Raw genomic sequence first — 11,167 nt, 5'->3', positions numbered from 1 at the left:
GGTGTTCAACACCGCCAAGGACGAGAAGGTCGTCTCGGTGGAGCATATCGAGGGCGAGGACGAAACCAACGGCGAAGCCGGGCAGGAGCCCGGCATCGAGGGCAGCATCGAGGGCGGTCCCGAGGAGGCATGAGGCTCCGGCCGTCCCGCCCCGAGGTTCCGTCCCGCGCAAAAATGCTCTAGGTCGGGTCGCGATGACCCGCACCGCCCTCTATGCCGGCTCGTTCGACCCGGTCACGAACGGCCATGGGCTTCCTCGATCGCGTCGCCCGCTCCGGCCTGCTGCTCAAGCAGAAGCTCGCGGCTTTGCGCGATCGCCATCCGCACGTCATCGAGGAGATCCGCGGCGAGGGGCTGATGCTCGGCCTCAAGCTCGGCGTGCCGAACACGGATTTCGCCGCCGCCGCGCGGGACGCGCACCTGCTGGTGATCCCGGCGGGCGACAACATCGTCCGCCTGCTGCCGCCGCTGACCATCGGCGAGACCGAGATCGACGAGGCGGTCCGGCGCCTGGACGCGGCGGCGTCCAGCTTCGAGGCCGTGCGCGGCGCGGCCGAGTAGGACCGATCCGAGAGTTTCAGAACACCGCCCTCCGGATGCCGGGGGGCGGCCCGAAGCATTTCCGGGCGCGGTCGATCCCGCCGCGCCTGACGGAGATGCCCCTGCCAGGAGGTAGAGTGCGGTTCATGATCAGGTGATCGTTGAGCAGACTCTAGTTATTGTGACGCGATGAAAGCCCAGATTGACGGCCGGGCACAGGCCCCGGCCAGGCACCTGAACGGTGCCGGCCCTCGTCATTTCCTCGATCTGAAGGACTTTTCCGGAGCAGAGCTGCGCCGGGTCCTCGATGCCAGCGCCGCCATCAAGGGGCGCCGTCGGAAGGGCGAACTGGCCGCGGAGCGCCCCCTCACGGGTAAGACCCTGGCAATGGTGTTCGACCGGCCCTCGACCCGCACCCGCGTGTCCTTCGACGTGGCCATGCGCGAGCTCGGCGGCGAGACCCTGATGCTCACCGGCTCGGAGATGCAGCTCGGGCGCGGCGAGACCATCGGCGACACCGCGCAGGTGCTGTCCCGCTTCGTCGACGCGATCATGATCCGCATCCTCGACCACGGTCAGATGCTGGAACTGGCCGAGTACGCCACCGTCCCGGTGATCAACGCCCTGACCAAGGTCTCGCACCCCTGCCAGATCATGGCCGACGTGCTGACCTTCGAGGAGCATTGCGGACCGATCAAGGGCCGCAAAGTGGCCTGGTCCGGCGATGCCAACAATGTGCTGGCGAGCTGGGTCCATGCGGCCGCGCGGTTCGACTTCACGCTCAACATCGCGAGCCCGCCCGAGCTGGCCCCGCCCCCCGCGCTCCTCGCCTGGGCGCAGCAGGAGGGCGCCGACATCCACGTCACCACCGACGCCTTCGCGGCGGTGGAGGGCGTCGATGCCGTGGTCACCGATTGCTGGGTGTCGATGGGCGACGACGACGAGGCCCACCGGCACAACCTGCTCAGCCCCTATCAGGTCAACGCCAAGCTGATGGCGGCGGCGAATCCGGACGCGATCTTCATGCACTGTCTCCCGGCCCATCGCGGCGAGGAAGTGACGGCCGACGTGATGGACGGCCCGCGCTCCGTGGTGTTCGACGAGGCCGAGAATCGCCTGCACGCGCAGAAGGGCATCCTGGCCTGGTGCCTGGGCGCGAACGGGCTCTGATCCGGTCGATGTCACCGGCCTCGCGCTGGCGGGGTCGGTGCACCATATGGGCGTGAGCGGTCGGCCGGTGCCGTCCGCCTCCCCATCATGGCTGCCGTCAGGCGGCATCCCGGCGACGGACGGCGCGCAGCGCGGCGGCTCCGACTCCGGGCCGGTCGGGGTGAGGGATCCGATCGCTCCGCCAAGGTCATCGCCTCACGCCGCCCGGTCCGCCGGGAGGACGGATCCACGCCTCGCCGGCACGACATGCCGGACGCATCGATCGGAGAGGGCATGACCTCAGGAACCCAGTCGCATTCCCCGTCTCATTCCCCGTCGCAGCCCGAGAATGCCGGCAACGGCCAGGCAGGGGCGGACGATGCCGTGCTGCCCTTCGCCGTCGAGGCGCTGGACGTGCGCGGACGCGTCGTGCGGCTCGGTCCCGCCGTGGATACGATCCTGCGCCGCCACGGCTATCCGGACCCGGTGGCACGCCTCCTCGGCGAGGCGGCGGCGCTGACGGTGCTGCTCGGCTCCTCCCTCAAGTTCGAGGGCCGGTTCCAGCTCCAGACCAAGACCGACGGTCCGGTCGCGATGATCGTGGTCGATTTCGAGGCCCCGGACCGGCTGCGCGCTACCGCGCGGTTCGACCCGGCGCGCGTGGCCGCCCTCGGCACAGGCCCGCTCGCGGATTCCGACCTGATCGGCACCGGCCATCTGGCCATGACCATCGACCAGGGCACGGCCGCCAGCCGCTACCAGGGCGTCGTGGCCCTCGAGGGCCAGAGCCTGGAGGAGGCCGCGTATCAGTACTTCCGGCAGTCGGAACAGATCCCCACGCAGGTGCGCCTCGCCGTGGCCGAGGCCGTGGAGGAGGGGGCCGGACGCTGGCGGGCCGGCGGGCTGCTCGTGCAGTTCCTGCCTCAGTCGGTGGACCGGGCGCGCCTCGCCGATCTGCCGCCGGGCGACATCCCGGAGGGGCACAGGCATCTCTCGGGCGAGGCACCGGAGGACGATGCCTGGGTCGAGGCCCGCTCGCTGGTCGCCACGATCGAGGACCACGAACTCGTCGATCCGCATGTCTCGAGCGAGCGGCTGCTCTACAGGCTGTTTCACCAGCGCGGGGTGCGGGTGTTCGACCGCCAGCCGGTCCGGGAGACCTGCCGCTGCTCGCGCGAGCGCGTGATGGGCATGATCCGCTCGTTCTCCCCGCAGGAGCGCCACGACATGGTGGCGGATGACGGACGCATCGTCATCACCTGCGAGTTCTGCTCCCGGCGCTACGATCTCGATCCCCAGGAGGTCGAGGCGGAGGTTGCCGGACAGCCGACCCAGTAGAGCGCCGATCGGCGCAAGCACGGATCCGCAGACCCGTGCTTATGGCCAAGCTTTTCCGCGCGAAACGCACGAAGTTCGGTATTCGTTGCGTGAATTTTTGGATCCTCCAGTCTGAACCGTTTCGCGACCTTCGACGTTGCGTGGCAGATTCAACATTGGAGGTTTCGCCATGCGGAAGATGTCGATTGGTTTGGCTGCGCTGCTGATCAGCACCTCGGCCTATGCCCAGCAGGGTGGCGCCGAGATGGGCGGACGTGGCGGTCAGGGAGCTGCCGAGTCCAGCATGAAGGCCGGCGGCGGCGAGCGCGGCGGGATGCAGGGTGGCGCTCAAGGTGGCGCGCAGGGCGACATGAAGGCCGGCCGACAGGCGGGCTCCGAGCGCGGGGCCGCCGAGACGGGCCGGTCCGCGCAGGGCCGTGAGGCCGGCGGCGAGGGTCGCATGGCCCAGGACAAGGATCGGGCCGGTGCCGAGCGTGGCGGTCGGGATGGCGACCGCGCCGAGCGGAATGAGCGCGGCGATCGCACCGGCGACCGCGCCGGCGACCGCGCCGAGCGCGGCGACCGGCACGGTGATCGACATGGCGACCGTCATGGTGAGCGGCGTGGCGACCGTGCTGATTTCCGCGGTCGGACGGATGTGAGCCGTACCGATGTCCGGTCCGAGCGCTTCGAAGGCGGCTTCCGCCGTGAGGGGCGCTACGTGTTCATCGGTGGCCGCCGCGTCGTGTACGGCTCCCCCGAGTATCGGCGCCTGATCGTCACCGAGAACCGTGGCCCGCGCGTCCGCTATGTCGTCATTCGCGGCCAGCGCGTCCTCTACGGTTCGCCCGAGTACCGTCGTCTCGTCAGCATCCGCGAGACCGGACCCCGCGCGCGCTACGTCGTCGTCCGCGGCCAGCGCGTCCTCTACGGTTCGCCCGAGTACCGTCGCCTCGTCTCGGTCCAGGAGGATCGCTTCGTGACGATCCGCGGTCAGCGGGTGCGCTACGGCTCCGCGGAATATCGCCGTCTCAGCGGCGGCGGCGCGGTCAGCGCGAGCTTCCGCTCCGAGCAGCGGGCCGGCGCGCGCTTCGACAACCGCGGCGGCCGGGACGGCATCCGCGACGTCTCGCGGACCGAGGGTCGCAACGACACCCGGACGGACCGCAACGACCGCGGCCAGGATCGCGGCATGGATCGGGCCGCCGGTCGGGACGGCAAGATGGACGGCAAGACGGGCGGCAAGACGGACGGCATGCGCAACAGCGACATGCGCGGCGGCCAGCAGGACGGCATCCGCAACGCGTCGGATCGCGGCGGCCAAGCGGGCGGCATGAAGTCCGGCGCCGAAGGCGGCCGGATGGGCGGCGCCGAGCGTGGCGGCATGAACGGCGGCAAGGCCGGCATGGATGGTGCGCAGGGTGCCGGCCGGTCGGGCGGTCAGGCGGGTGCCGGCCGCAACTGACGCGACGATCAGGGGGAGGAGCCGTGGCGCTCCTCCCCCCTTCTGTCTCGGTCGACGGCCTCGCGCCTCGTCTCAGGACGCGGAGCGAGGCCGGTCGGTGAACATCCGCCGTCCGGCCTCGCGAGCCCGGACGTGCGGGATTGACTCGGCGACAATGTTCGACGGCGTCGCGGCTGATGCGAGGGGCTGCCTCGCCCCCGGCCCTCCGGCCGAACGGTCTCACGCCTTCAGGACGGGCTCCGCGATGTCGCCGCCACCGCCGCGGGCCCTGAGATATTCGGGCTGGAACAGGCACATCCGCACGGCGTCGCGGTAGCGCCCGTTCACGAAGAACTCGTCCTTGAGCACGCCCTCGGGATGGAAGCCGCAGCGCTCGTAGATCCGCACGGCCCGGGCATTGTCCCGGTCGACGTGCAGGTAGAGCTTGTGGATGTTGAGCACGCTGAAGGCGTAATCCATGGCGATCCGGGTGGCCTGCCACGCGTAGCCGCGCCCCTGGAAGCTCGGATGGATCGCGATCTGGAACTCGCAGCGCCGGTGCAGGTGGTTGATCTCGACCAGCTCGATCAGTCCGGCCGGTTCTCCGCTCGGATCGGCGACGATGAAACGGCGCTCGGTCTGATTGTGGATGTTGCGCTCGTAGAGCTGCTGGAGTTCGGCGAAGGACTCGTAGGCCTCCTCGAACCAGTAGCGCATGATGCTGTCGTTGTTGTTGAGCTGGTGGACGAAACGCAGGTCCTCCCGCTCCAGCGGTCGCAGCTTGATGGTGATTCCGCTCATCGCGTTCATGACGCACACGCCTCGATCAGGTTGCGCAGGAACCGCTCACCCTGGCCGAGGGCGTCGAGGGTGATGAACTCGTCGGGCTGGTGCGCCTGGGCGATGTCGCCGGGGCCGCAGACCACCGTCGGGAGGCCCGCCGCCTGGAACCGTCCGGCCTCGGTGGCGTAGGGGACGGCGACGGTATGGTTGCGTCCGGCGAGACGCAGGCAGAGCCGCTCGGCCTCCGAGCCCGGCTCGGGGGCCAAGCCCGGGATGTCCACCTCCTCGAGGGTCTCGATCCGCCCATACGCGCCGTAGCGGTTCAGGCGCTCGCGGGTGACCCGCTCGACCTCCTGGGCGAAGAGGCGCGGAATTTCGGCCGGGTCGAGATCCGGGAGGCCGCGATACTCCCAGAGGAAGCGGCACTCCTTGGCCAGGATGTTCCGGGCGGTCCCGCCTTGGATCGTCCCCACATGGACCGTGGTCGAGGCCGGGTCGAACCGCCCGGACGGGTCGCCACGCTCGATCATCAGATCGGCGATCCGGTTGAGGCCGGCGACGAGATCGCAGGCGGCCGAGACGGCGTTCGCCCCGAGGGCGGGACGGGCCGAATGGGCCTCATGGCCGTGAACCGTGGTGAGGCAGGTTACGATGCTCTTGTGGGCGTCCGCCACCTCCATGCCGGTGGGCTCGCCGACGATCACCGCGGCGGGCCGCGGCAGGTCGGCGCCGAACCGCGCGATCCCGTCCATGGATCCGAGACAGGTCGTCTCCTCATCGTAGGAGAGCAGGATGTGGATCGGCCGCTTCAGGCCGGCGGCGAGCATGTCGGGCACCAGGGCCAGGGCCAGCGCGTCGAAACCCTTCATGTCGACCGCGCCCCGCCCGTAGGCCCGGCCGTCGGCAAGGCGCAGCGTGAACGGGTCGCTGGTCCAGGCCTGCCCCGTCACCGGCACCACGTCGGTATGTCCGGACAGGACGACGCCGCCATCGACCATCGGCCCGATCGTGGCGAGGACGGCCGCCTTGTCGCCCCCAGGGTTCGGCAGATGCAGATACGGGACGTTCCAGCCGCCCAGATAATCGCAGACGGCCTCGATCAGCGGGAGGTTGGACTTGTCGCTCTCCGTGTCGAAGGACACGAGGCGGGCGAGCATGTCGAGCGGGCTGAGCCGCTCGCCGGTCGCGGACATGGATTCCTCCGGGGCGAGGCCCCGGGCCGGGACCTCAGTGCAGGCTGCGGCGGACGTGCGGGCTGTCGAGGGAGAAGGCGGGGATCTCGGCCTCGAAGCTCTCGCCGGCCACCGTCGCCATGGTGTAGCTGCCGGCCATCAACCCGTCGGGCGTGTTGAGGGGACAGCCGCTGGTGTAGCAGAAGGACTCGCCCGGCTCCAGCACGGGCTGCTTCCCGACCACGCCGGTGCCGCGCACCTCCTGGCAGGCGCCGTGGCCGTCGATGATGCGCCAATGCCGCGAGCGCAGCTGAACCTGCTCGCTGCCGTTGTTCACGATCTCGACCGTGTAGGCGAAGAAGTAACGGCTCTCATTCGGCGAGGATTCCTCCTCGACGAAGCGAGATTGCACGGTCACACTAATTCCCCGTGTCTCGGCCTTGTACATCGCCCTATTTGGCCCTTCTTCGGACTGTGCGATTCGCAGAAGCCGAAAGGAACGCGCTTCCTGGCCGGTCGTAGTAGGCGGCGGAATCGCCGTCAATTGCGGCGGACTACCTCGCGTCGTCCCGATCCCGGCCCCGGGCCGGGCGCCGCGACCGGCCGGGTCGCGGCGCCGACATGACGCGGCCCTCGGAAGCGGTTAAGCCCGCGTTAGCGGGTCCCGGCCGACAACGCTCGCCGACGCGGACCTGCCGGGCGCGCGAAGGAGTCATGGGCGCGATGAACGCGGGCGCAGCCACGGGAGCCGCCGATTCGGGCGCGGATGGCCGGTCCGGCATTCTGCCGGCCCAGGCGATCGCCGCCCTGGCCAGGGCGGGCGGGATCCGCGCCGCGACGCCCTTCGCGCCCGACCAGATCCAGCCCGCGAGCCTCGACCTGCGCCTGGGCGCCAAGGCCTACCGGGTGCGGACGAGCTTCCTGCCGGGCTCCGGCCGGACGGTCCAGGCCTGCGTCGACCGGCTGTCGCTGCACGCCGTCGACCTGCGACCGGGTGCCGTCCTGGAGACAGGCTGCGTCTACATCGCCGAGCTGCAGGAGAGCCTCGCCTTGCCGGGCGATCTCGCGGCGGCGGCCAACCCCAAAAGTTCGACCGGGCGCATCGACGTCTTCACCCGAGTCATCACCGACCGGGGCGAGGCCTTCGATCAGGTGGAGCCCGGCTATGACGGGCCGCTCTACGCGGAGATCTCGCCGCGCACCTTCCCGGTCCTCGTGCGGACCGGCTCGCGCCTGTCGCAGATCCGCTTCCGCCGCGGGGCGCCGCGGCTGACCGAGGCCGAGCTCGGCCTGCTCCATGCCCGCTCGGCGCTGGTCGACGTGGGCAGTCCGTCCCTTCAGGGCGGTGTGGCGGTCTCGGTGGACCTCTCCGGCTTCGACGGCCTCGTCGGCTATCGGGCGAAGCGCCATACCGGCCTCGTGGACGTGGACGCCCCCGGCCGTCATCGCGCCGCGGATTTCTGGGAGCCCCTGGCGGCCGACGGATCGGGCAGCCTGATCCTCGATCCCGGGCAATTCTACATCCTGGCCTCCAAGGAAGCGGTCCAGGTCCCGCCGGACCACGCCGCCGAGATGGTGCCGTTCGATCCGCTGGTGGGCGAGTTCCGGGTCCACTACGCCGGCTTCTTCGATCCGGGCTTCGGCTATGCCGGAGCCGGCGGGGAGGGGGCGCGGGCCGTCCTGGAAGTCCGCTCCCGCGACGTGCCGTTCCTGCTGGAGGACGGGCAGATCGTCGGCCGCCTCGTCTACGAGCGCATGCTCGACCTCCCGGAGACGCTCTACGGGGCGGGGGCGGGGTCGAACTACCAGGCCCAGGGCCTCAAGCTCTCGAAGCACTTCGCGTTGTAATCCGGCCCGGAGCCGTCGACGGGAGCATCGTTCGCATGGACGCGGTGGACCGGAAGATCCTGGACCTCCTCCAGCAGGACGCGACCCTCCCGGTGGCCGAGCTCGCCGAGCAGGTCGGGATCAGCGCGGCCCCCTGCTGGCGCCGGGTGAAGAAGCTGGAGGCCTCCGGCGTGATCCGGCGCCGGGTCGCCCTGGTGGATCGCCGCAAGGTCAACGTCCCCACCACGGTGTTCGTGGCCGTGAAGGCGCCCCGTCACGCCGCCGACTGGTCCGACGCGTTCCGGCGGGTCGTCGCCGGCTTCCCGGAGATCGTCGAGGCGTGGCGCCTGACCGGCGAGATCGACTACCTTTTGCGGATCGTGGTGCCGGACATCGAGGCCTACGACGCGGTCTACCAGCGCCTCATCGCCAAGCTCGACTTCTCGAACCTGTCCTCCTCCATCGCCATGGAGGAGATGAAGTACACGACCGCGGTCCCGACGATCTACGTGGCGTGACGCGGTCGCTCCGCGGCGCGACTCAGCCCGCCGCGACCGCGTAGGTCCGGTGGATCGACGAATCCTGCGCCCGGTGGTCGTAGCCGTAGACGTGGATCGAGACGGCCGCGTCCGGCCCGTCATTGGCGATCCGGTGCAGGTTCGGTCCCGACGGCATCATGCAGGCGACGAAGCCGGGCTCGCGGACGACGTCCTGCGTCGCCACCGCGTGGGTCTCGCTGATCGGGCGGTACCACGTTTCCCGCAGCCGGCCGCGCAGCAGGCCGAAGCAGCACGAGCAGTGATGGTCGTGGACCGGCGTCGCCGCGCCCGGCGCCCACACCATCGCCCAGATGCTGATCGCCTCGGTGCCGAACAGCAGATTGCGGCTCAGGCCCGGACCGCGGCCGACCAGCCGCGACGGGTCGAGGAGATCCGGCTGGGTCAGGATGCGGACCAGCGTGGCCCGGGCCGCGGCCAGATAGGCCTCCGGCGAGCGGCCCGCGGAACGGGCGAGGCTCGCCATCATCGCCTCGACATCGGTCGGGATGGTCGTCTGCGGCATCGGCGGGTCTCCTTCGGCGCCCTTCACGCGGCGCCCTTCACGAGGCTGCGCGAAGCGTACCGCAGGCCCGACGGCGCGGGGTTGCGTTCTTGACCGCGATGTCGCCCGAGCGAGCAATGGGATTGCGCCATTCGGCGATCGGACGAAATCCCGTTGCGCGCCCTCCGCTATCCCGGCGAAGCCGATGCCGTCGTGACGGAACCGGGCGTGCCGTCGGCGAACGTCCGGCCGTCCCGACGCCATAGCTCTCCGGGGATCGGTTCCTGCCGGGAAAAGGCGGGGGATGAGCCCGCGACGCCGCCGGCGAGAACCGCCGAGGGCGTCAGCCGGCCGCGGCCTCGTCGAGCAGCCACGCCACGGCGCCGGTGCTGGTCACACGGCCGGCGGGCAGGCTCTCGCCCGCAGCGAGCCGGGCGAGGGGCGCCCGCTTGCCGGCGCCGGTGACCAGAAACAGCACGTGCCGCGAGGAGGCGAGCGCCGGCAGCGTCAGGCTGATCCGCGGGACGAACGGCTCCAGGCCGGCCTCGGGCACGGGGACGACGAGCCGCCGGGCCTCGTCGGCGGCAGGCGTGCCGGGAAACAGCGAGGCGGTGTGCCCGTCCTCGCCGAGGCCGAGCAGAACGAGATCGAACAGCGGCCGTGCCGGATCGAGGCGCTCGGCGCCGTAGAAGTCGAGAAGCATCCGCTCATAGGCGCGGGCGCCCGCGTCCGGGCCTGCGTCGGACGGGATGAAGTGGAGGTGCGTCGGCGGGATCGGGGCACCGTGCCCGAACGCCTCCCGGACCATCCGGACATTGCTGCGCGGGTCGTCCCACGGCACCGCGCGATCATCCCCGAAGAACCAGTGGATTCGCGCCCAGGGGAGTCGGGTCGCGTAGTCCGGCCCCGAGAGCAGGCCGTACAGCACCTTGGGCGTCGAACCGCCCGAGAGGCAGATCGCGATCCGCTCGGACCGGCTCTCGCCGCAGGCCTCGATGAGCCGCTCGGCCGCCGCGCGGGCGACCGCCTCCGGATCCTTCAGGATGTGGCTTCCGGCGGGAAGGCTCATGGGTGACGGCCCTGCGGCTTCGGGGGTCGGACGGGTCGGTCTGCGGGCGGCCCGAGACGGCCGGCTCAGCCCTTCGGCTCCTGGTGGCCGCCGAAGCCCTTGCGCATCGCCGAGAGCAGCTTGTCGGCGTAGCTCGCGTGCTCCCGGGACCGGAATCGGCGGTAGAGGGCGGCGGAGAGCACCGTCGCCGGGACGCCTTCCTCGACGGCGGCGTTGATGGTCCAGCGGCCCTCGCCCGAATCCTCCACGTAGCCGGAGAAGTCGGTGAGCTGCTCGTCGCCCGCCAGCGCCTGGGCGGTCAGGTCGAGGAGCCACGACGAGACGACGCTGCCGCGCCGCCAGACCTCGGCGATGTCGCCCATGTTCAGGTCGAAGCGGCGCTCGGCCGGCAGCTCCTGGGCATTGGCGTGGCGGAGGATGTCGAAACCCTCGGCATAGGCCTGCATCAGCCCGTACTCGATGCCGTTATGGACCATCTTGACGAAGTGGCCGGCACCGGTCGGCCCGGCATGGATGTAGCCCTGCTCGGCGCGCGGGTCGCGCCCCTCGCGGTTCGGCGTCTTGNGGATGTCGCCGACGCCCGGCGCCAGGGTCTTGAAGATCGGGTCGAGGCGGTCGACGGTCTCCGTGTCGCCGCCGATCATCATGCAGTAGCCGCGCTCCAGGCCCCAGACGCCGCCCGAGGTGCCGACATCCACGTAGTGCAGGCCCCTTCTCCTTCAGAGCGAGCCCACGGCGGACATCGTCACCATAGAAGGAATTGCCGCCGTCGATGACGCAGTCGCCCGCCTTGCATCAGGCCCGAAAGCGTCTGGACCGCCTGCT

General features: G+C 70.6%; 10 protein-coding genes and 2 pseudogenes. 6 read left to right on the top strand and 6 right to left on the bottom strand.

What is annotated here, in order from left to right; all coding sequences use genetic code 11:
• Positions 1 to 249 precede the first annotated feature (249 nt).
• The 4 genes and pseudogenes from I53_RS23335 to I53_RS23320 form a co-directional block, all read left to right on the top strand.
• Positions 250 to 561 (top strand): annotated as a pseudogene (locus I53_RS23335) (aminotransferase class III-fold pyridoxal phosphate-dependent enzyme); the annotation flags it as partial.
• Positions 562 to 729: 168 nt separating this feature from the next.
• The gene (gene argF / locus I53_RS23330) at positions 730 to 1,710 is read left to right on the top strand and encodes an ornithine carbamoyltransferase (protein WP_051045020.1); all 981 of its coding nucleotides are present in this window, start codon (positions 730 to 732) and stop codon (positions 1,708 to 1,710) included.
• A 273-nt stretch (positions 1,711 to 1,983) separates the two neighbouring features.
• Positions 1,984 to 3,027, top strand: a complete 1,044-nt coding sequence (locus tag I53_RS23325) for an Hsp33 family molecular chaperone (RefSeq protein WP_043355216.1) — start codon at positions 1,984 to 1,986, stop codon at positions 3,025 to 3,027.
• Positions 3,028 to 3,196: 169 nt separating this feature from the next.
• Positions 3,197 to 4,471 (top strand): hypothetical protein, encoded by a 1,275-nt coding sequence (locus I53_RS23320; protein WP_043355211.1) that lies wholly within the window; start codon positions 3,197 to 3,199, stop codon positions 4,469 to 4,471.
• Positions 4,472 to 4,690: 219 nt separating this feature from the next.
• On the opposite strand, the gene speG is transcribed toward I53_RS23320, so the two are convergent.
• From speG to apaG, 3 genes are read right to left on the bottom strand one after another with little or no spacing between them, the layout of a single operon-like run.
• Positions 4,691 to 5,242, bottom strand: coding sequence for a spermidine N1-acetyltransferase (gene speG / locus I53_RS23315; RefSeq protein ID WP_024830042.1), 552 nt, complete (start codon positions 5,240 to 5,242; stop codon positions 4,691 to 4,693).
• 14 nt (positions 5,243 to 5,256) lie between these two features.
• Positions 5,257 to 6,426, bottom strand: coding sequence for an acetylornithine deacetylase (gene argE / locus I53_RS23310; RefSeq protein WP_043355210.1), 1,170 nt, complete (start codon positions 6,424 to 6,426; stop codon positions 5,257 to 5,259).
• 34 nt (positions 6,427 to 6,460) lie between these two features.
• Positions 6,461 to 6,853 carry a Co2+/Mg2+ efflux protein ApaG gene (gene apaG / locus I53_RS23305; RefSeq protein WP_043355208.1) on the bottom strand — a complete coding sequence of 131 codons (393 nt, stop codon included), beginning with the start codon at positions 6,851 to 6,853 and terminating at the stop codon, positions 6,461 to 6,463.
• Positions 6,854 to 7,128: 275 nt separating this feature from the next.
• Here apaG and I53_RS23300 point away from each other — a divergent pair, with 275 nt between their 5' ends.
• A complete protein-coding gene (locus I53_RS23300; protein WP_043355214.1) occupies positions 7,129 to 8,253 on the top strand; it encodes a 2'-deoxycytidine 5'-triphosphate deaminase in 1,125 nt (374 codons plus the stop codon).
• Positions 8,254 to 8,288: 35 nt separating this feature from the next.
• Positions 8,289 to 8,750 carry an Lrp/AsnC family transcriptional regulator gene (locus tag I53_RS23295; RefSeq protein ID WP_012319278.1) on the top strand — a complete coding sequence of 154 codons (462 nt, stop codon included), beginning with the start codon at positions 8,289 to 8,291 and terminating at the stop codon, positions 8,748 to 8,750.
• 22 nt (positions 8,751 to 8,772) lie between these two features.
• Here I53_RS23295 and I53_RS23290 read toward each other — a convergent pair whose 3' ends face one another.
• From I53_RS23290 to gnd, 3 genes and pseudogenes are all read right to left on the bottom strand, one after another.
• Complete coding sequence (locus I53_RS23290) at positions 8,773 to 9,294, bottom strand: cysteine dioxygenase family protein (protein WP_043355207.1); 522 nt, start codon at positions 9,292 to 9,294, stop codon at positions 8,773 to 8,775.
• A gap of 322 nt (positions 9,295 to 9,616) precedes the next feature.
• Positions 9,617 to 10,342 carry a 6-phosphogluconolactonase gene (pgl, locus tag I53_RS23285; protein WP_043355205.1) on the bottom strand — a complete coding sequence of 242 codons (726 nt, stop codon included), beginning with the start codon at positions 10,340 to 10,342 and terminating at the stop codon, positions 9,617 to 9,619.
• Between the two features lie 65 nt (positions 10,343 to 10,407).
• Positions 10,408 to 11,167, bottom strand: a pseudogene (gene gnd / locus I53_RS23280) (phosphogluconate dehydrogenase (NAD(+)-dependent, decarboxylating)); the annotation flags it as partial.

The organism is Methylobacterium sp. B1, assembly GCF_000333255.1.
In the GTDB taxonomy this organism is placed as follows: Bacteria; Pseudomonadota; Alphaproteobacteria; order Rhizobiales; family Beijerinckiaceae; genus Methylobacterium; species Methylobacterium fujisawaense.
This window is presented reverse-complemented; position numbering and strand designations above follow the sequence as displayed.

Bases quoted from the DNA above. Each gene is read 5' to 3' on its own strand.
- I53_RS23295 (WP_012319278.1), top strand. From the start codon at position 8,289: ATGGACGCGGTGGACCGGAAGATCCTGGACCTCCTCCAGCAGGACGCG.
- I53_RS23325 (WP_043355216.1), top strand. From the start codon at position 1,984: ATGACCTCAGGAACCCAGTCGCATTCCCCGTCTCATTCCCCGTCGCAG.
- I53_RS23300 (WP_043355214.1), top strand. From the start codon at position 7,129: ATGAACGCGGGCGCAGCCACGGGAGCCGCCGATTCGGGCGCGGATGGC.
- I53_RS23290 (WP_043355207.1), bottom strand. From the start codon at position 9,294: ATGCCGCAGACGACCATCCCGACCGATGTCGAGGCGATGATGGCGAGC.
- argF (WP_051045020.1), top strand. From the start codon at position 730: ATGAAAGCCCAGATTGACGGCCGGGCACAGGCCCCGGCCAGGCACCTG.
- apaG (WP_043355208.1), bottom strand. From the start codon at position 6,853: ATGTACAAGGCCGAGACACGGGGAATTAGTGTGACCGTGCAATCTCGC.
- pgl (WP_043355205.1), bottom strand. From the start codon at position 10,342: ATGAGCCTTCCCGCCGGAAGCCACATCCTGAAGGATCCGGAGGCGGTC.
- argE (WP_043355210.1), bottom strand. From the start codon at position 6,426: ATGTCCGCGACCGGCGAGCGGCTCAGCCCGCTCGACATGCTCGCCCGC.
- I53_RS23320 (WP_043355211.1), top strand. From the start codon at position 3,197: ATGCGGAAGATGTCGATTGGTTTGGCTGCGCTGCTGATCAGCACCTCG.